This window comes from Azospirillum sp. FG154, from assembly GCF_057809575.1.
In genome coordinates, this window is sequence record NZ_JBMDKF010000002.1 from 214,482 (window position 1) to 234,319 (window position 19,838).

The following is a 19,838-nucleotide window of genomic DNA, read 5'->3' on the forward strand; positions in this document are numbered from 1 at the left end:
CTCGCCCACCCGTCCTGGTCAGGCGCCCGCGTTTTCCGGCTGTTGGTTGCGCACCGTGCCGATCATGTGCAGGGAGTTTTGCAGGCTCAGCTTGTCCAACGCCTCGACCCGCAGGCTGGAGAAGATCTTGATGCGGCTTTCCAGTTCGACATAGGCGCGTCGGAAGGCGCGGCGGATCTTGTCCTCCGACCCTTCGGCGGTCGAGGGATCCTCGACGCCCCAATGGGCGGTCAGCGGCGCGCCGATGAAGGCCGGGCAGGTCTCCCCCGCCGCTTGATCGCAGACCGTGAAGACGAAATCCAGCGGCGGCGAGCCGGGCATGGCGAACTCGTCCCAGCTTTTGGAGCGCAGGCCGTCGGTCTTGTAATTGAAGGCTTCCAAGGTCGCGATGGTGTAGGGGTTGATCTGCCCCGCCGGGTTGCTGCCGCCTGAATGGGCGACGAAGCGTCCGGCCCCCCAGCGGCGCATCAGGCATTCCGCCATGATGCTGCGCGCCGAATTGTGGGTGCAGACGAAAAGGACGTTGTAAACTTTCTCGGACATGGCCCATCCCCCCAATCAGACCCGCCGCACGGCACAAGCGGGCGGCGGCATCCTGCCGCGCCCGCTGGCCCCTTCTCAAATCAAGCTTTTGTGTCAGTTGACTTGCTTTGTATCAGTCGTCGCCATAACCCGGCGCGGGTTCCCCGGCGAAGGGCAAGGCCGCGCCCGCCGGCGCCCGGCGGTGGCTGCCCACCATGTGGCGGAGCAGCACATAGAAGACCGGCGTCAGGATCAAGCCGAACAGGGTGACGCCCAACATTCCGAAGAACACCGCGACGCCCATGGCGTGCCGCATCTCCGACCCGGCCCCGGTCGACGTCACCAGCGGCACCACGCCCATGATGAAGGCGAAGGAGGTCATCAGGATCGGGCGCAGCCGCAGACGGCTGGCCTCGATGGCGGCCTGGACGGCGCTGCGGCCCTGATGCTCCAACTCGCGGGCGAATTCGACGATCAGGATGGCGTTCTTGGCCGACAGCCCGACCAGCACCATGAAGCCGATCTGGGTGAAGATGTTGTTGTCGCCGCCGGTCAGCCACACCCCGGCCAGCGCCGACATCAGGCTCATCGGCACGATCAGCAGAATGGCCAGCGGCAGGGTCAGGCTTTCATACTGCGCCGCCAGAACCAGGAAGACGAGCAGGATGCTGATGGGGAAGATCCACAGCGCCGAATTGCCCGCCAGGATTTGCTGATAGGTCAGGTCGGTCCACTCGAACCGCACGCCGCGCGGCAGGGTTTCCGCCGCGATCCGCTCCGCCGCCGCCTGGGCTTGGCCGGAGGAGAAGCCGGGGGCCGGGCCGCCGTTGATGTCGGCGGCGGTGTAGCCGTTGTAGCGCACCACCATTTCCGGCCCGTAGCTTTGGTTGACCGTCACCAGCGAGGACAGCGGCACCATGGCCCCTTGGGCGTTGCGGGTCTTCAGCAAACCGATGTCGGCGGATTCGGCGCGGAACGGCGCGTCGGCCTGCACGCGCACCTGATAGACGCGGCCAAAATTGTTGAAGTCGTTGACGTAGAGCGACCCCAAATAGATCTGCATGGTGTCGAACACGTCGCCGACCGCCACCCCCTGCTGTTTGGCCTTCACCCGGTCGAGATCGACGTCCAATTGCGGCACGTTGATCTGATAGCTGGAAAAGCTCGGCCCCAGCTCCGGCGTTTGCATCGCCTGCTTGACGAAGGCGCCGACCGCCGCGTTCAGCGCCTCGTACCCCAGCGCGCCCCGATCCTCCAACTGCATCTTGAAACCGCCCAGCGTGCCAAGCCCCAGCACCGGCGGCGGCGGGAAGATGGCGACGAAAGCCTCTTTCAATCCGGCGTAACGCTTTTGCAGATCACCGGCGATGGCCAGCGCCGACAGGGACGGATCATGACGCTCGGCGAAGGGCTTCAGCGTGACGAAGACGATGCCGGCGCTGGAGCTGTTGGTGAAGCCGTTGACCGACAGGCCGGGGAAGGCGACGGCGCTTTGCACGCCGGGACGGCTCAAGGCGATGTCGGTCATCTGGCGGATCACCGCTTCGGTCCGGTCGAGCGAGGCGCCGTTGGGAAGCTGGGCGAAGCTGATGAGGTATTCCTTGTCCTGCGCCGGAACGAAGCCCATCGGCACCGCCTGCCCCAGAAACACGGTCAGGCCAAGCAGCCCGGCGTACAGGACCATCATCACGCCCTTGCGGCGCACCACCCCGCCGACGCCCCGGCCATAGCCGGTGGAGGCGCGGTGGAACACCCGGTTGAACAGACGGAAAAATCCGCCGAACACCCGGTTCATCGCGCGGGTCAGCCAATCCTGCGGCTGGTCATGGCCGCGCAGCAAAACCGCCGCCAGCGCGGGCGACAGGGTCAGCGAGTTGAAGGCGGAAATCACCGTCGAAATCGCGATGGTCATCGCGAACTGCTTGTAAAACTCGCCCGACAGGCCGGACATCGCCGCCAACGGCACGAAAGCGGCGACCAAGGTCAGGGCGATGGCGATGATCGGCCCGCTGACCTCCTGCATGGCGCGGTAGGTGGCCTCCTTGGCCGACAGGCCGGACTCGATGTTGCGTTCGACGTTCTCCACCACGACGATGGCGTCGTCCACCACGATGCCGATGGCCAGCACCATGCCGAACAGCGACAGCGCGTTGATCGAATAGCCCAACCCCAGCATCAACGAGAAGGTGCCGACGATGGAGATCGGCACGGCCAGCAAGGGGATGATCGAGGCCCGCCATGTCTGAAGGAAGACGATGACCACCAGAACCACCAGCGCGATGGCCTCCAACAGGGTGTGGATCACCGCCTCGATGCTGGAGCGGACGAATTGGGTCGGGTCATAGACGATGCTGAAATCGACGCCGTCGGGCATGTCGGCCTTCAGTTCCGCCATCGTCACGCGGACCTTGTCGGAAATCGCCAGCGCGTTGGCGCCGGGGGCCTGGCTGATCGCCATGGCGACCGCCGGTTTGTTGTCCAACAGAGAGCGCAGGCCATATTGCGCGGCGGACAGCTCGACCCGCGCGACGTCGCGCAGATAGGTCACGCCGCCGTCGGGGCTGGTCTTCAACACCACCTCGCCGAACTCCTCGGCGCTTTTCAGGCGGCCGCGCGCGTTGATCGACAGTTGCAGCGGCACGTCGGGCAGGGTGGGCGACGCGCCGATGACGCCCGCCGCGACCTGGACGTTCTGTTCGCGGATCGCCGTCACCACGTCGGTCGCGGTCAGGCCGCGCTGGGCCACCTTGTTGGGATCGAGCCAGACCCGCATGGCGTAATCGCCCGAACCCCACAATTGCACCTCGCCGACGCCGGGAATCCGGCCCAGCCGGTCCTTGACGTTCAACAGGGCGTAGTTGCGCAGATAGGTCATGTCGTAGCGGTCGTTGGGCGACAGCAGATGCACCACCATGGTCAAGGTGGGGGAGCTTTTGACCGTCGTCACCCCCAGCCGCTGCACGTCGGACGGCAGGCGGGGCAGGGCCTGCGACACCCGGTTTTGCACCAACTGCTGAGCCTTGTCCGGGTCGGTTCCCAGCTTGAAGGTGACGGTCAGCGCCATGTTGCCGTCGCTGTTGGCCTGCGACTGCATGTAGAGCATGTTTTCAACGCCGTTGATCTGCTCCTCCAACGGCGAGGCGACGGTTTCGGCGATGACCTTGGGGTTCGCGCCTGGGAATTGGGCGCGGACGACGACGGAGGGGGGAACGACCTCCGGGTATTCGGAAATCGGCAACCGGAACAGCGAGATCGCCCCCGCCAGAAACAGCGCCACCGACAGAACGCCCGCGAAGATCGGGCGATCAATGAAGAATTTCGAGATGTTCATGTGCGGCTCTCCGGCGGGCGGCGGCTCAAATCGGCGCGGCGCTTAGGGCTTGGCGGCGGCCAAAGCCGATGCGGTCTGAATGGTTTCGGCGGCCTTGCCGTCCATCGCCACCGCGCGCGGGGCGACGCGGGATCCGGGGCGGGCGTGCTGGGTGCCGTTGACGATGACGCGCTCCCCCGCCGACAGGCCGCCCGTGACCACCCGCAGGCCGCTTTGCAGCGCGCCCAAGGTGATGGGGCGGTACTGCACGCGGTCGTCGGCGCCGACGACCAGGACGAATTTCTTGTCCTGGTCGGTGTTGATGGCGCGGTCCTCCACCATCAGCGCGTCGTGCGGGACGCTGCCGCCAACCTTGACGCGGGCGAACAGGCCGGGGACCAGCAGCCCGTCGGCGTTGTCAAAGGTGGCGCGGACGCGGATGGTGCCGGACGCCGCGTCCAGCCGGTTGTCGACATGCTCGACGACGCCCTGACGCGAATAGCCGCTCTCGCTGGCCAGACCAAGCTGAACCGGCACGTTGGCGGCGTCCTTCACAGTGGCGATGTGACGCAGATAGGTTTGCTCGTCCACGTCGAAGGCGGCGTAAATCGGCGAGACCGACACCAGAATCGTCAAGGGGGCCGCCGCCGCGCCCGCCGCGACCAGATTGCCCACCGTCGCCTCGGCCCGCGAGACGCGGCCCGACACCGGGGCCGTCACCTGGGTGTGGTCCAGATTGAGACGGGCGATCTCCAACGCCGCTTGCGCCGCCTTCAGGTTGGCCGCCGCCGCGCGCGCGGCGTTGTCCTTTTCGTCGAGCGACTGGCGGGAGATGGTGGCGTTCAGGATCAGGCGTTGGGCGCGGTCGAAATCGGCGGCAGTGAAACGCAGTTGGGCTTGCGCGGCGGCGATCTGCGCCTCGGCCCGCGCGACCTCGGCCTGATAGGGGCGCGGGTCGATGGTGAACAGGACGTCGCCCTGTTTGACCAGCGCGCCGTTGCGGAAATGCACGGCGACGATGGCGCCGGACACCTGCGGGCGGATCTCCACCCGCTCCGCCGCTTCCAACCGCCCGGAATAGCTTTGCCAATCGGTGATCTGGCGGGCGACGACGGCGGCGACGTCCACCTCGGGCGGCGGCGGGGCGGCGGCGGACGATGGCGCGTCGGCGCGGCTCTGGTTGATCGACAGGCCGACAATGACGGCGGTGGCGGCGCTGGCCGCCAGCAAAAGGGCCAGTTTCGGGCGGGACAGGATGGGCATGACAAGCTCCCGGAAAAAGAATGTTAAGCGGCGGCGGTCAGGCGGCGACGCAGGAAATCGGCGGCGGCCAGCAGGGCCGGGCGATGGTTCGGCAAGGCGCGGTTGGAAATAGCGGGAAAGCGCGTGACCTCGGTCGGAACACCCGCCGCGATCAGATTGGCGGCGTAGTGCTCCGCCTCGATCCGCAACACGTCGTTCTGCGCGGTGACGATCAAAGCGGGCGGCAGGCTGGCCAGACGGCGGGATTCCAGCGGGGCGGCGTAGGGGTGCAGCCGTTGCGACGCCTCGGGCAAATAAGCGCGGTAACATTTGGCGCAGGAGGCGACGGCCTCCTCGCCGCCCATCGCCTGGGCCTCGCGGATGGTGGTTTGGCTGGCGCGGGTCATGCTGGGATCCAGCATGGGGCCGAGCAACGCCTGCGCGGCGATGGCGACCTCGCCCAGATCGCGGGCCAGAAAGGTCAAGGACGCGGCGACATGGCCGCCCGCGTCATGCCCGGCCACGCCCAGCGCGCCGGTGACGCCCAGTTCCTGCGCGGCGTCCTGAGTCCACAGGGCGGCGCGGTGGGCGTCGTGGGCTGCGGTGGGGAAGGGGTGTCGCGGGGCCAACGAATAGCCGACCGACACGACCAGCGCCGGAATGGTTTCGGCGATCATCGAGGCGGCGGTCTCCGCCTCCTCCAGCGATCCGCCGGTGAAACCGCCGCCGTGCAGATAGAGCAGGGCCGGAACCGCCAGCCCGATCAGCGGGCGGTAAAGCCGCAGCCGGATGTCCTGCGCGTGACCGGCGATGGTCCGGTCATCGACGGCGAGCGGGCAGGGTGTGAGGGGTGTGACGCTGTTTGGCTGACGCGATGACCGATCCATGTTCCCTTGGCGCCCAGCGCCCCTTCCGCATTGCGACGCGGCGGAGTGTGGGCGGCGGCGGGATCACGATAAACAGCGGGTTGCGGCCAACACAATTCGGATTGGACGAACAATCACCGGATCAAAGCGCCGGATCAATGGACGGGCGGGGGTCAGACCACGCACAGGCGGGAGTCCGTCGCTTCCTCCAGCACGTTGGGCGCGGCGGTGGCCTTGCGGGCGGGTTTGGCGCGCTTGCCCGGCTTCTCGCAGTCCAGGAGGATGTCCTCGCCCTGCATCAGCGGGCAGCGCTCGAACAGCTCCGCCACCCAATCGACGAAGACGCGGACCTTGGGCGACAGATGGCGGTTGTGCGGGTAGAGCGCCGAAATCGGCACCAGCGGCGGGCGCCAAGCGCTCAGGATCTCGATCAACGCGCCGTCGCGCAGATGCGGCAGGGCCATGAAGCGCGCCGGTTGGACGATGCCCAACCCCTCCACCCCGCAGGTCACATAGGCGTCGGCGTCGTTGACCGACACCTTGCCCTTCATGGCGACCTCCAGGCTTTCGCCGTCGCGTTCAAAATGCAGGCCATAGAGTTTGCCGGTGCGGGTGAAGTAATTGACGGCGGTGTGCCGCTCCAAATCCTCCAACGTCGTCGGCAGGCCGTGGCGGGCGAGGTAATCCGGGCTGGCGCAGGTGATCGGGCGAAAGGCCCCGACCCGCCGCCCGATCAGGCTGGAATCCTGCAAATCCCCGGCGCGCAGCACGCAATCGACGCCCTCTTGGATCAGGTCGATGGGGCGGTCGCTCAGCCCGATCATGATGTCGATGTCGGGGTATTTGGCGTGGAATTCGGGAAGCGCCGGAATCAGCATCAACCGCCCGATGGAGCCGGACATGTCCACCCGCAACCGCCCGCGTGGGGCCCTGCGCGTGCTGGTGAAGGAGGATTCGACCTCTTCCAGGTCGGACAGGATGCGGGTGGCGCCTTCCAGATAGGCCGCGCCGTCCAGCGTCAGATTCAGCTTGCGCGTGGTCCGCTGCAACAGGCGGGTTCCCAACGCCGCCTCCAGATTCTGGATGGTCGTCGTCACCGACGCGCGCGGCAACCCCAGCGTTTCCGCCGCGCGGGTGAAGCTGTTGGTCTCGACGACGCGGACGAAAACGCGCATCGCGTGCAGTTTGTCCATGGTCCGTCCATCGACTTGGGGGCAAAGCGGGTCGCCGGATAATCTGGGGGCTGCCCGTCCCCTTGTCGATGGCGGCTGACGGCATGCGTCCTATGCTTGGGCTGGAACCGGCGTCGGCGGGGCGGATCAGCGCCGGTGGGTCAGTACAGCGGGCGTTCAACCGCGATGGCCGTCGCCTCGCCGCCGCCGATGCAGAGAGAGGCGACGCCACGCCGCAAGCCGCGCGCGGCCAGCGCGTGCAGCAGGGTGACGATCAGCCGCGCGCCGGTCGCCCCGATGGGATGCCCCAGCGCGCAGGCTCCGCCATTCACGTTCAACGCGCTGGCCGGGATGCCCAAATCGCGCTGGGCCGCCATGGCGACGACGGCGAAGGCCTCGTTGATCTCGAACAGATCGACGTCGGCGACCGACCAGCCCACCCGGTCCAACAGCTTGCGGATCGCCGGGATCGGCGCGGTGGTGAACCAGGCCGGATCCTGGCTGTGGGTGGCGTGGCCGAGGATGGCGGCGAGGATCGGCAGCCCTTCGCGCTCGGCCAGCGAGCGGCGGGTGAGGATCAGCGCCGCCGCCCCGTCGGCGTTGGCCGAGGAACTGGCCGCCGTGATGGTTCCGTCGCGGCGGAAGGCCGGTTTCAGGGTGGGGATCTTTTCAGGCGACAGTTTCAGCGGATGCTCGTCCTGGGCGATCAGCCGGTCGCCGCCCTTGGCGGCCACGGTGATTGGGGCGATTTCATCGACGAACGCGCCGCCGTCAATCGCCGCCCGCGCACGGGTCAGGGTTTCGATGGCGTAGGAATCCTGGTCGGCGCGGGTGAAGCCGTAACGCGCGGCGGTGGCCTCGCCGAAATCGCCCATCGGGCGACCGCCTTCATAGGCGTCCTCCAACCCGTCGAGCATCATGTGGTCGAACAGGCGGTCATGCCCGACCCGGTAGCCGCCGCGCGCCTTGGCCAGCAGATAGGGGGCGTTCGACATGCTTTCCATGCCGCCCGCCAACGCGATATCGGCGGATCCGGCGCGGATCAGATCATGGGCGAGCATCGTCGCCTTCATCCCCGATCCGCAGACCTTGTTGATGGTGGTCGCCCCGACGGCGTCCGGCAGCCCGGCCCCGCGCGCCGCCTGTCGGGCGGGGGCCTGCCCTTGTCCGGCGGGGAGGACGCAGCCCAGCAGAAGCTCGTCGATGCGGTCAGCGGACAGGCCGGACCGGCTCAACGCGGCGCGGACCGCGTGCGCGCCCAGCGCTGGGGCGGTCAAGCCGGACAAATCCCCCTGGAAGCGGCCAAGCGGGGTGCGGGCGGCGGCGACGATGACGACAGGATCGGACTGGTTCATGGCGTTTGGTCTTTCCAGATGGGGCAACAGAGCATCACTGAGTTGTGAAGCCGCCATCGACGTTGATCGACTGGCCGGTGACGAAGGACGCGGCGTCGGAGCAGAGCCAGAGCACGGCGGCGGCGACCTCGTCGGGGCGTCCGACCCGCCCGATGGGGTGGAGCGGCCCCAGCGCGGCGTCCACCGCCGCCGCCCCGCCGAAGGAGCCTTGGGTCATCGGCGTCTGAATGATCGCCGGGCAGACAGTGTTGATCCGAACGCCGGATTTGGCGACCTCGATGGCGGCGCTGCGGCTCATGCCCTCCACCGCCGCCTTGCTGGCGGAATAGACGCTGTTGCCCGCCAACCCGATCTGGCCAAGGACGGAGCCGGTGGAGACGATGGCCCCCTTGCCCTGGCGCTGCATGATGGCGACCTCATGCTTCAGGCACAGCCACACGGCCTTCACGTTGGTGGCCATGATCCGGTCGAACTCCTCCTCGCTGGCCCCGGCCAACGGGCTGGCGCTGTGGACGCCCGCGTTGTTGAAGGCGAAATCCAGGCGACCGAAATCGCGTTCGATCCGGGCGAAGAGGGCCGCGACCTCGGCGGCGTCGGACAGATCGGCGCGCAGGAACACGCCCCGACCGCTTCCACCCGCTTGCTCGATCAACGCCACGGTTTCCTGGCCCTCGGCCTCGCGCCGTCCGGTGACGATCACGATGGCCCCCGCCTTGGCGAAGGCCAGCGCGGTCGCCCGCCCGATGCCCGAGGTTCCGCCTGTCACCAAGGCTACGCCGCCCGTCATGTCCGTCATTGTTCCGATTCCTGTTCAAAGCCCGGTCGAGCGGCGCGGTTGCCGTTTGGACGGGGGCAGCTTATGATGACGATCATCATGAATGATTTTTTGATGATGACAATCATGAATAAACGCGGACGCTGTCGCCAGACGCGCGTCAGCGTTGCGTGGAGGGCGGGGCGTGAAGGTTTCCAAGGAAAAGGCGGCGGAACACCGCGCGGCCATCGTCACGGCGGCGGGGCGGTTGTTTCGCGAGCGCGGCTTTGACAAGGTGGGGGTGGCGGAAATCACCAAGGCCGCCGGTCTGACCCATGGCGGCTTTTACGGCCACTTCCCGTCCAAAGACGCGCTGGCCGCCGAGGCGTGCGACGCGGCTTTTCAGGAGAGCTTGAACCGGCTGGCGCAGGACGAGGCGGCGGCCAACGGGCCGCTGGCCGCGTTCCTCGACCGCTATTTGTCGGACCTGCACCGCGACCGGCCCGACGCCGGTTGCCCGATGCCCGCCTTCGCGACGGAAGTGGGGCGGCAGGATCCTGCCGTGCAGGCGCGCTTCACCGGCGGAGTCGAACGGTTCGTCGCCGTCGTGCGCGACCGCCTGCCGCCGTCGGTCGCGCCGGAGGCGGAGCGCGACGCCCGCGCCGTGACGATTGTCTCCGCGCTGGTCGGCGGGGTGGCGCTGGCCCGCGCCACGGCGCAGACCGATCCGGCGCTGTCACAGGCGATTTTGACCGGGCTGCGCGGGCAATTGGCTGGATTGATCGGCGGTGGGGCGTAACCGCTCCCAGCCCCTCAATCCAGCCCACTCAATCCAGCATCGGGTGTCCGGTTTCGATGCGGACCAGGGCGGCCAGCAGCGGCGCGCCGATGTCGCGGCGGACAAAATTGCTCGATTTCTCCGCCGCGTTGATCGCCAACTGGAAGCTGCGGCGCCAACGGTCGTCGGTGTAGAGCGCCTTTTCCGCCTTGGCCTTTTGCGCCAGAAGACCGGGGCGGCGACCGGCGGCGTCATCGGCCAGCTTGCTCAGCCGCTTCATCAGGTCATTCGCCGTGGCCGGATCGCCGCGTCTCAGCGCCGCTTCGATCAGTTCGGCGTAGGCCTCCCCCCGCGTGTCGGTGTCGGCCACCTGCTCGGCGTAGGTCAGCGCGGGCGCGCCCTCGCCCCGGCGGGCCAAACGGCCCAGAACCGTTGGGATGGTCCAGGGGTTCTCATCCTGCACGGTGCGCAGCAGCGACAACGCCAACGTGGCGTCGCCCATCTCCGCCGCCGCCACGGCCAATTCCGGCGGGCAGCATTCGCCCCGGGTTTCCTTGAATTTGGAGAATTGGGTTTCCACCGTGTTCAGAAACAGGGTGCGGGCCTGCGCTTCTTTCCCGGCGCGCAGCAGGGTTTGCGCGACCAACCCCAACTCCCACGAACAACCGCGCGAGGTCGCGAAGTTTTTGGCCTCCTCGGCCAGCGCGTTGGTCAAACCCAGATCGCCGCGCCACGCGGCGGCCTTGGCGATGTCGGCGAGGTTGTAGATCCGGGTGGAGCAGTCGGCGATCTGTCGGGTGATGTCCAACGCCAATTGGGTTTGGCCCATCAGCGTCAAGGCGCGGGCGACGAACAGATCTTGCCCCGAACTGTCGGCGACGGAACCGCGCCGGACGGCGCTGACGAAGGGGGCGACGATTTCCTTGGCGCGGCCCGTGTCGCCGATCTGGTGATAGGCGACGGCCAGCGACAACCAGTCCCAACGGGCGGCGGCGATGGGAGTTTCGACTGGAGGCAGCATCTCGCCAATCCGGTGCAGGAAACACAGGCTGGCCAGCGGTTCGTTGCAAACCATGGCGCGGATGCGCGCGCGGAAATCATAGAAATCGAAGTCGCCGACGAATTGGTTGGTGACAAGCTGCACCGACAGCGCGCTGTCTGGGTATTTGGTGACGATTTCGTTGAACAGCTTGTCCGCTTCCTTCAAAAGGCGTGATTCTTCAGCGACGTCAAAGCTGTTGTCGGCTTGCTTAATCAGTTGCAAAGCCTGAACGAACATCCGGTTCGCCGGCCCCGATTCCTGCGCCATGGCCCCGCCGGTCGCCATCGCCGACACGACCAGCGTGACGAGAACAAACAAAGAGCAGCGGAAGAACGTGGTCATGCGGGCGAAGGCGGAGGCCATGGCGATGTGGTTTCGATCTTAGAGGCTGGCGAGAAGACGGACGTAGTTGACGACGCGTTGGACGTTGGCGACGGAACGAGCATGCTCGATCACCCGGTCAAGTTCAGCCTGAGTGGTCGCCGTTCCCATCAGATAGACGACGCCGTCGACCGTATCGATGCTGTAATTCTGGCTGTGGATGTCGCCGTCGATGGTGATTTTTGTGCGGAGCTGAGTCGAAATCCAGGTGTCGCTGGCGCTGTCGAGGATGCCGCCGCCGTCGTTGATCTGAATTTCGTTGATGACCTCTTTGACCCCTTCGGCCTGCCAAGCCAGACGAACGGCGTCCAGGCGGCTTTGCGCGTCCGGCACGCGTCCGGTCAGCAGGACTCGCCCCTGATCGACCGTCAAACCAAGGCCGGAGGCCAAGTTGATGTTGTGCTGGAACCAGAGATGATTGATCGAGGCGCGAATTTCGGTGTCGGAGGCGAAGCCCTTGATTCCGCGATGTTCTGACGCCGCCATGGCGGCGCCGCCAACCCCGCCGATGACCAGCGGCGCGCAACCGGACATGGCCCCGCCCGATGCCAGAGCCAGCCCCACCAGCGCCGCAAAGCGGCTGAATCGTGTCACAGCGCGTCTCCCCCTGCCGGTTCCCCCACCGGCGTGCGCCGTCCCCGGTTGACAGGGCAGGCGGCGCGAAAAAGTCATGCCGGGCGAAGGTTGGCAATGGGGAATCTGTGATGATTTTCGGGTCATCGTCGATTTCTCCTTAGGTGATGCGCGGATGTTGCAGTTGCTGCGGCTGCGAAGGGATGCGGTGGCTGGGAATCACGCGAAGCTGCGGTTGGACAGAATCACGGCGATCTCCCGCGCCAGCACGCGGGCAACGCGGCGGCGGGCGTCGGGGTTGCGCAGAATATCCTCATCCTGCGGATTCGACAGGAAGCCGGTTTCAATCAGAAGCGACGGAACGTCGGGGGCTTTCAGCACCGCGAAATTGGCTGAACGCATCGGGTTTTCCAAAAGACGGAGATCTTTGGCAAGGCCTCGGACCAGAGTTTTTCGGGCGAACAGCGAGGCGTTCCGGGTGTGGCGGGCGGTCAGGTCGAGAAGGATGTCCTTGACCACCTGCCTGTTGCCTTTTTGGCTCAAACCGCCGAAACGATCAGCTTGGTTTTCCTGATGGGCGAGGCGGGAGGCGAAGCCGTCCGACGCCTTGCTGGACAGCGTGTAGGCGGACAGGCCGCGCGCGTCGGCGTTGGGCGCGCTGTCGGCGTGGATCGAAACGAACAGATCGGCTCCGGCCTTGCGGGTCAGGGCGACGCGGTCATCCAAAGCCAGAAAGCGATCATCGCTGCGGGTGAGGCGTGCGATGACTCGGTGATGGTCGGCCAACAGGCGGGCGACTTCGCGCGCGATGTCCAGAGTGACGTCTTTTTCCTGGGTTCCATGCGTGCCGATGGCGCCGGGGTCAGCCCCGCCATGGCCGGGGTCCAGCATGACCAGTCGGGGGGTGGTTGGCCGAGCGGACGGTTTGGAGGGGCGCTTGTGGTCGGCGGCCACGGCCATGGAGGATGCAAGGGGGAACGCGAACAGCCCGGTCGGCAACGCGACAGGCAGGCGCAAGGCCAATCTCAACAGCCGTCTGCGGTCCATTGTTCAAACACCGTCTCACACCAGGACCCTGGGCGACGCCGCGCCAAACATCCATCTCTTGTTAACCAATGGGCGCCCGACAAAGCCTTGTCAAGAGAGGGAGGATTGGCGGGAGCGAATATTGCCCCTGTTTCTGTGACGGAGATCGCAGCAACCTGAGACGGAGTCCATCAGGGGAAACCGTTGCTTGAAGATGGATGGGAAAGGGATTAAATTTTACCAATCAGCTCAGGAGGTGGCGATGTTGAGGAAAGCCTTGTTCAACATCATCCGACAAGAGCAGCGCGAGGTTGAAGGCGAGCTTGAAAAGGAAGAGCGTCGCCCGGCGCCTGATGTTGGCCGTCTTGTCGGTCTGAAGAAAGAGATGACAAGCTTGCGTCGTGAACTGGAGCATTTCCAGGACGTGTGATTGTCGTGGACGCCGACGGAGCGTTCGGCGATCCAGGCCCCTTCGGGGCCCCTTTCCTCCGCGTTGGTGGGAAGGGGCTTTGTTTTTTGTCACGCCAGCTTGACGTAACCGCGTTCGATGACACGCTCGGCGGCTTCGTAGACGGATTGCATTTCCTCATAGGCCGCGCGCAAACGCGCCAACTCGGCCACCGCCGTCGTTTCAGGGCGGCGCGCTTCCGCCGCCTTGATGCCGGCCCGGATGTAATCCGCGCGCAATTCCGCCACCCGGACCGCCATCCGCAGAAAGGAATCCCGGTTGAGGTTCGGCAACTCGCGCCCGATCACCTCGCAATTGGCTTCCAGGATCGCGGCGTCCATGTTTTCCAGAAAATGCCGGATGCGGTGGCGGGCGCCGCTGTCCGACGCCTCCGGCGTCAGCAGCTTGTCAACCTTGCCTTTGGTGTATTCACCGACGATCTTGCCGCCCGAGGTCATGGAAGCGCTCCGTTGCCAACCCGTTCGTCTGGGGGGCATTGTGGCATTGTCGGGCGGCGGGCGCCAGCAAGGGCTTGAGCCATTCCCAGATCGGGCAGGGGCCTTTTGCATCAAGCGGGTGCAAGCGCGCGCGGATCGTGATACGCAGACCTCCCTTTTCCTGTGCCCGTTCATATGGTAGACGCGCGATGGCTGACACCGGCTCCGACTATATCCTGACGATCTCCTGCCCCGACGCGGTCGGCATCGTGTTCGCGGTGTCCGGCTTCCTGGCGGAGCGGAGCTGCAACATCATCGACAGCGCCCAGTTCGGCGACCGGGTGTCGGGCCTGTTCTTTCTGCGAATCCATTTTTCCGCCGGAAGCGCGGGGCCGTCCCAGTCGGCGCTGGCGGCCGATTTCGCGGCGCATGTGGCCGACCGTTTCGCCATGACATGGAAGTTGCATGACGCCGGACGGCGCCAGCGTGTCCTGATTATGGTGTCGAAGTTTGGGCACTGCCTGAACGACCTGCTCTACCGCTACCGCACCGGCTATCTGCCCATCGAAATTCCGGCCATCGTCTCGAATCATCGGGATTTCTACCAGTTGGCGGCGTGGCACAACATTCCCTTCCACCACATCCCTGTCGGTTCTGACAACAAAGCCCAGCAGGAAGAGCGCCTGTTGGAGATCGTCGAAACCGAAAAGGTCGATTTGGTGGTGCTTGCCCGCTACATGCAGGTTCTGTCGGGGCGGCTGTGTGAACGGATGGCGGGGCGGGTCATCAACATTCATCACAGCTTCCTGCCCAGCTTCAAGGGCGCGAAACCCTATCACCAGGCGCACACGCGTGGCGTGAAGCTGATCGGAGCGACGGCGCATTACGTGACGTCGAATCTTGATGAAGGACCGATTATCGAACAGGAGGCCGAGCGCGTCGATCATACAATGACGCCGGATGATCTGGTCGCCATTGGACGAGACATCGAAAATGTCGTTCTGGCTCGCGCCGTGCGCTACCATGTCGAGCATCGTGTGCTGCTGAACGGCAGCAAGACGGTGGTCTTCCGCTGACGTCGGGGCCTCGCCCCGACGCATGAGCGGGGCGCTCTTCGCCCGTTAAGGACAAGATGGGCGCAACAATCCATCGAGGAGCCGCAAGATTTAGCCGCTTGCGGCGTCATGTGTTTCAAGTTGGACATCGTTGACGACCAAGCACTCAAGCCTGTCTTCTTTGTTCGTAGGGCAAACAGCAACAGACTTTTAACCGTTCTGAAAGACTTAGAGGGCTACTCTGACATCGCCCTCCGGCTTGTGGCTGTGCGAGGGCGAGGCGAGTGTTCCCGATCCTCAAACGCGCCGACGCCTCCCCCGGGTCGGCGCGTTTTTTCTGGCCTTGCGGCGTTCAGAATCTTGCCGGTCTTGGCTCTTTGGAACGCTCCGCCTGGATGAATCGCGTGTTTTTCCAGCCGTTGGCGATGCGGGCACTTGCAAGTCACTTAATCGGAAGTTAATGACAACGGCGCAGGGTCATCAAGGGTGAGAGATTGCGGTCAGTCGCCGCAATCATGTCTGTTGTCGCATCGGGTTCGGATTGGCGCATGGAAGACCAAGAGTTCGATCTGTCCGTGACCGAGGGTGTTCCGCCGGACGAATTGGCCGATTATGAGGTGTGGCGCGCCCGTGTGCGTGGCACCAACATTTCCGAAAAAACCCTGCTGGCGACGGACTATCTCAATCACTTCAACGAAATTGTGATGTTGATCGAGATGATCCCAGACATGCCCGACATGTTGGAGGAATGCCAAATCTGGCAGCCCAAATCCTACGCCGAGCATTTTCGGGACAGCGGTTTTTCCGACAAGGAGTTGGCGATCGAGGCCTACGGCCATGTCCCGTCGAAATTCCGTATTCCGTTTGAAGACACCATCGCTCAGGCCCATCAGGTCATCGCCCACACGGTGGAGCGCGTCGCCATCGACATCCAGGGCGGCGACCCGGACAAGCTGCGGGCGGACTGCCAAATCTCTGTTGCGATGATTCACCGGATCATCCAGGTCGCCAACGGCATCATACACGGCGCCGCCCATGTGATGGAACAGGGCGAGATCGATTTGTATCTCTGCGACGCCGACAACGTCGTCTGAAGGCGCAGCCTTCTCCTGACCCGTCAAAAACAGCGATTGATGGTGCACCCACCATTCCTTCGTTGCATGGCTCTGCGACCTTCCCCGGCACTATAGTCGTAAGCCTAAAAAAGACGGCGGGGCGTGCGCGCGCCGACCGCAGGGGGAGTTGGAGCATATCCATGACGGCAAACGCCTTTGCAGCGGCCCGTGACCGGGTTGCGCGGGAACAATCTCTTTGTCGGCGCTGTCCGACCGATTCCATGGCTTCGACCCCGATGACGGCGGGAGGGCGTTGAGCGCATGGAACGTTCCGGCCACACCGACAGCTTCACCCGCGACCGTTTGCCGGCGCCGTCCCAACGCCCTGACTTCTTGCTTGATCGACCCGAGCTTGCCTATCCGCCCCGTCTGAACGCCGTCTCCGCTCTGTTGGACGGCTGGCGCGAACGCGGCTGGGACGAACGCCCTTGCCTGATCGGCGGGGATTCGGTGTGGAGTTACGGCCAGCTTCGCGACACGGTGGACCGCATCGCCCGCGTCCTGACCGAGGATTACGGAATCGTCCCCGGCAACCGGGTTCTGCTGCGCGGGCCGAACACGCCGATGCTGGCGGCCTGCTGGCTGGCGGTCATCAAGGCCGGGGCGGTGCTGGTGCCGACCATGCCGTTGCTGCGCGCGCCGGAACTGGCCGACGTGCTGGAACGGGCGGCGATCACCATGGCGCTGTGCGACCGGCGTTACCTGGATGATCTGGAGGAGGCCGCCGCGCCGTCGATGCGCATCGTCGGCTTCCAGGGCGGCGAGTTGGAGCATCGGATCGCGGGCAAGCCCGCCGGTTTCACCGCCGCCGACACGGCGAACGACGATGTGGCGTTGATCGCCTTCACGTCGGGCACCACCGGGACGCCCAAGGCGGCGGCGCATCTGCACCGTCATCTGCTGGCGATCGCCGATCTGTCGCCCCGCTCCATTCTCCACACCACGCCCGACGACGTGTTTTGCGGGTCGCCGACGCTGGCCTTCGCCTATGGGCTGGGCGGGCTGTTGCTGTTCCCGTTGCGGATCGGGGCCTCGGTGGTGTTGCTGGAGCGCGGCACCCACGACCGTTTGCTCGACGCGGCGATTCGCCATCGGGCGACCATCCTCTTCACCGTGCCGACCGTCTATCGCGGCATGATCGCGCATCTGGAGAGCGACCCGACGCTGGCCGAAGGCTTGTCGTCGTTGCGCCTGTGCGTGTCGGCGGGCGAACCGCTGCCGCTGCTGACCTTTGAAGGGTGGCGCGCGGCGACCGGGCTGGAGATCCTCGACAGTCTTGGCACCACGGAGTTGCTGAACGCGGTGCTGCACGCTGTTCCGGGCGACGTTCGCCCTGGCTCGACCGGCAAGCCGGTGCCGGGCTATGAGGCGATGGTCGTGGACGACGATTTCCGTCCGGCCCCGCCGGGGCAGGTCGGGCGGCTGGCGGTGCGCGGGGCGACGGGCTGCCTCTATCTCGACGATCCGCGCCAAGAGGCCTATGTGCAACAGGGCTGGAACCTGACCGGCGACGCCTTTCACGTCGATGAGGATGGTTTCTTCTGGTACCACGCGCGCACCGACGATCTGATCGTCTCGGCGGGCTACAAGATCTCCGGGTTGGAGGTCGAAAACATCCTGCTGGGGCATGATGCGGTGCAGGAATGCGCGGTGGTCGCGGCGCCCGATCCCGTGCGCGGCGCCATCCCCAAGGCCTTCGTCGTCATCCGCGAAGGGATGCGGCCCGACGACCGGCTGGTGGAGCTGCTGCAAAGCTATGTGAAGGACCACATCGCGCCCTACAAATACCCGCGCGCCGTCGAATTTCTGGACGCCCTGCCTCGCACCGAAACCGGCAAGGTCCAGCGCTTCAAGCTGCGGCGGTGGGACGGCGACTGAGATCGTGGAAGCGGGCCAAGCGGACGCCGCGCTGTTCCAGCAGGGCGGCGAACTCCGGCCCCTTCAGATACTCATACTCGGCCCGGCGCGGTTCGACGAGGCTGTCCACCCGGCGCAACGCCTCGTCGGGCTGGCCGGGATGGACCATCAGCAAATTCCGACCCGACGGCCCATCGAGAAAGCCGTCAAGAAAGCGTGGCATCAACGCGGCGAAGGGCGTGGTCGTCGCAAAGTCGTAGACCCCGGCGAAACGGTCGTTGGCTGGAATGGCGCGGGCGTCGAGCAAGCGGGACAGGCCATGACCCAGCGCGCCAATCAGCAGGGTTTTCGGCACGGCCACCTTGCGGCGCAGGATGGCGCCCACCGGCTCGCCGCAACGGCGGGCGTAGGCGCCCGGCAGCGTGGCCAAGGCGTCCACCACCGCGTCGCGCACCGTCGGCAGTTGATGGACGTGCTGGTGCCCGTCGATGTAGGCCGGGGGGCCGCCCCAGGCGAAGGCGAAGGCGTCGATCTGCCGGGCCAATTCGTCGCGAATTTCGCCTGCGTCCAGCCCCCCCCGATAGGCCAGCGCCATCAAGCGCCCAAGCGGCGGCAAGCGCCCAGCCGGGGCCAGTCTGGGCATCGGCCCCAGCGGCGTCTGATCGGTCAGGGTGAAATGCAGCCCGACATCGGCCTTGTCAGCCAACTCGCGCAACGCGGCGGCGTCGGGCGCCCAGAAGGGACACAGGCTCATCACCGAAGTGGCGGTCAGACGGCCCGCCGCGATCAACTCCCGGATGGCGGCGTTGACGCCGGGCGCCAACCCGTAATCATCCGCGCAGAGCAAAACGGGCGTGGTCATCGGCGGGGCGCTCGGTGCAGGAGGGGGCAGCGTCGAAGATGGCGAGGCGCAACGCGCCGATCAAGGGCCGTCGTCATGGCGCGCCTGTGGACCGGGGCGGCAACGTCGCCAGAGTGACGCCGGGCAGCACGAGCAGAACGCCCAGCAGATGGAACATCTCCAACCCCTCGCCCAGCAACAGCCAAGAAGCCAGAGCCGCCCACAGCGGCGACACGTAAAGCGCCGTGGACGCCTGCGCCACGCCCATCCGGGCGATGGCCTTCTGGTAAGCAAGAAAGGCGAGGACCGAGGCGAACAGCGCCACCCCGAGAAGCGACAGCGCGGTCGGCACGGTGAAGAGCACCGAACGAACGGCCAGGCTTTCCCACAGATAGAAGGGGGCCAAAACCAGGACTCCCGCCAGCGCGTTGGCGGCGAAGCTGGTGACGACCGGCAACGGATTGCGGGTCTGGCGCAGCAGAATGGTGAAGACCGACCAGGACACCGCCCCGATCAGGACCAGAAGGTCGCCCAGATTGAAGGACAGGTGGCGCAGAAGCTCGACGTCGCCCCGCGTCAGAATCACCAGAACCCCGACCATGGCCAGCAGGATGCCCGCCACTTGGCGCGGGCGGATGCGGTCGCCCAGCCAGATAGCGGCGATCACCAGAACCATCACCGGGCTGGTCGCGTAAATCAGGCTGGCGTTGGTCGCGCTGGTGCGCTCCAGCCCGTAATAGACGATGGCCCCGGAAATCCCCTGCCCCAAAAAGCCCAGCAGAAGAAAATGCCGCCATTCCGACAACAGGCGATGCCGGTGAATCAGCAGACCGGGAATGGCCATGGGCAGAATCATTAAAAAGGCAAGCAACCAGCGCCAGAAGGCCAGACCGATGGGCGGCACGACATGGGCGGCGGCCCGCCCCAACACCGGGTTGGACGCCAGCAACGCCGAGGCGATCAGGTAAAGGCCAATAGCGGCCCAAGGGCCGCTGCGCAGGGCGGACAGCATGGTGGCGAACATGGTGGGGTGGCTGTCAGCGAATCGTTTCACTCTAACATGG

At 65.8% G+C, this 19,838-nt stretch carries 18 protein-coding genes; 5 read left to right on the forward strand and 13 right to left on the reverse strand.

Translation table 11 applies throughout. The features are described from left to right. Positions 1-18: 18 nt before the first annotated feature. The 7 genes from ACODS4_RS03170 to ACODS4_RS03200 form a co-directional block, all read right to left on the reverse strand. Positions 19-543, reverse strand: a complete 525-nt coding sequence (locus ACODS4_RS03170) for an arsenate reductase ArsC (RefSeq protein ID WP_488860643.1) — start codon at positions 541-543, stop codon at positions 19-21. 112 nt (positions 544-655) lie between these two features. Continuing rightward, on the reverse strand, positions 656-3,853 hold the full coding sequence (locus ACODS4_RS03175; RefSeq protein WP_488860645.1) for an efflux RND transporter permease subunit: 3,198 nt from the start codon (positions 3,851-3,853) through the stop codon (positions 656-658). Between the two features lie 42 nt (positions 3,854-3,895). Further along, complete coding sequence (locus ACODS4_RS03180) at positions 3,896-5,095, reverse strand: efflux RND transporter periplasmic adaptor subunit (RefSeq protein ID WP_488860647.1); 1,200 nt, start codon at positions 5,093-5,095, stop codon at positions 3,896-3,898. 23 nt (positions 5,096-5,118) lie between these two features. Then, on the reverse strand, positions 5,119-5,961 hold the full coding sequence (locus ACODS4_RS03185) for an alpha/beta hydrolase (RefSeq protein ID WP_488860649.1): 843 nt from the start codon (positions 5,959-5,961) through the stop codon (positions 5,119-5,121). 152 nt (positions 5,962-6,113) lie between these two features. Then, entirely contained in the window at positions 6,114-7,133 is a 1,020-nt protein-coding gene (locus ACODS4_RS03190; protein ID WP_488860651.1) for a LysR family transcriptional regulator, read from the reverse strand. A gap of 140 nt (positions 7,134-7,273) precedes the next feature. Beyond that, on the reverse strand, positions 7,274-8,467 hold the full coding sequence (locus ACODS4_RS03195) for an acetyl-CoA C-acyltransferase (protein ID WP_488860653.1): 1,194 nt from the start codon (positions 8,465-8,467) through the stop codon (positions 7,274-7,276). 34 nt (positions 8,468-8,501) lie between these two features. Further along, a complete protein-coding gene (locus ACODS4_RS03200) occupies positions 8,502-9,263 on the reverse strand; it encodes an SDR family oxidoreductase (protein ID WP_488860654.1) in 762 nt (253 codons plus the stop codon). A 163-nt stretch (positions 9,264-9,426) separates the two neighbouring features. On the opposite strand from ACODS4_RS03200, the gene ACODS4_RS03205 reads away from it, so the two are divergent. Further along, positions 9,427-10,020, forward strand: coding sequence for a TetR/AcrR family transcriptional regulator (locus tag ACODS4_RS03205; protein ID WP_488860655.1), 594 nt, complete (start codon positions 9,427-9,429; stop codon positions 10,018-10,020). A gap of 28 nt (positions 10,021-10,048) precedes the next feature. On the opposite strand, the gene ACODS4_RS03210 is transcribed toward ACODS4_RS03205, so the two are convergent. The 3 genes from ACODS4_RS03210 to ACODS4_RS03220 all read right to left on the reverse strand — a co-directional run bounded on the left by ACODS4_RS03210 (position 10,049) and on the right by ACODS4_RS03220 (position 13,042). Further along, a complete protein-coding gene (locus ACODS4_RS03210) occupies positions 10,049-11,404 on the reverse strand; it encodes a hypothetical protein (protein WP_488860656.1) in 1,356 nt (451 codons plus the stop codon). Between the two features lie 18 nt (positions 11,405-11,422). After that, positions 11,423-12,016, reverse strand: coding sequence for a BON domain-containing protein (locus ACODS4_RS03215; protein ID WP_488860657.1), 594 nt, complete (start codon positions 12,014-12,016; stop codon positions 11,423-11,425). A gap of 198 nt (positions 12,017-12,214) precedes the next feature. Then, the gene (locus tag ACODS4_RS03220) at positions 12,215-13,042 is read right to left on the reverse strand and encodes an N-acetylmuramoyl-L-alanine amidase family protein (RefSeq protein WP_488860658.1); all 828 of its coding nucleotides are present in this window, start codon (positions 13,040-13,042) and stop codon (positions 12,215-12,217) included. Between the two features lie 187 nt (positions 13,043-13,229). Here ACODS4_RS03220 and ACODS4_RS03225 point away from each other — a divergent pair, with 187 nt between their 5' ends. Next, on the forward strand, positions 13,230-13,451 hold the full coding sequence (locus tag ACODS4_RS03225) for a hypothetical protein (RefSeq protein WP_488860660.1): 222 nt from the start codon (positions 13,230-13,232) through the stop codon (positions 13,449-13,451). A gap of 89 nt (positions 13,452-13,540) precedes the next feature. On the opposite strand, the gene ACODS4_RS03230 is transcribed toward ACODS4_RS03225, so the two are convergent. Continuing rightward, positions 13,541-13,927 (reverse strand): hypothetical protein, encoded by a 387-nt coding sequence (locus ACODS4_RS03230; RefSeq protein WP_488860662.1) that lies wholly within the window; start codon positions 13,925-13,927, stop codon positions 13,541-13,543. Between the two features lie 188 nt (positions 13,928-14,115). Here ACODS4_RS03230 and purU point away from each other — a divergent pair, with 188 nt between their 5' ends. From purU to ACODS4_RS03245, 3 genes are all read left to right on the forward strand, one after another. Beyond that, on the forward strand, positions 14,116-14,982 hold the full coding sequence (gene purU / locus ACODS4_RS03235) for a formyltetrahydrofolate deformylase (protein ID WP_488860664.1): 867 nt from the start codon (positions 14,116-14,118) through the stop codon (positions 14,980-14,982). Between the two features lie 527 nt (positions 14,983-15,509). Continuing rightward, the gene (locus ACODS4_RS03240) at positions 15,510-16,055 is read left to right on the forward strand and encodes a hypothetical protein (RefSeq protein ID WP_488860666.1); all 546 of its coding nucleotides are present in this window, start codon (positions 15,510-15,512) and stop codon (positions 16,053-16,055) included. A gap of 282 nt (positions 16,056-16,337) precedes the next feature. Further along, positions 16,338-17,954: an AMP-binding protein gene (locus tag ACODS4_RS03245; protein ID WP_488860668.1), complete on the forward strand. Its 1,617-nt coding sequence runs from the start codon at positions 16,338-16,340 to the stop codon at positions 17,952-17,954. Here the strand turns inward: ACODS4_RS03245 and ACODS4_RS03250 are convergent. Continuing rightward, the gene (locus ACODS4_RS03250) at positions 17,926-18,795 is read right to left on the reverse strand and encodes a ChbG/HpnK family deacetylase (protein WP_488860670.1); all 870 of its coding nucleotides are present in this window, start codon (positions 18,793-18,795) and stop codon (positions 17,926-17,928) included. The genes ACODS4_RS03245 and ACODS4_RS03250 overlap by 29 nt on opposite strands. Before the next feature lie 73 nt (positions 18,796-18,868). Continuing rightward, positions 18,869-19,828 (reverse strand): DMT family transporter, encoded by a 960-nt coding sequence (locus tag ACODS4_RS03255; RefSeq protein WP_488860672.1) that lies wholly within the window; start codon positions 19,826-19,828, stop codon positions 18,869-18,871. Between the last annotated feature and the right edge of the window lie 10 nt (positions 19,829-19,838).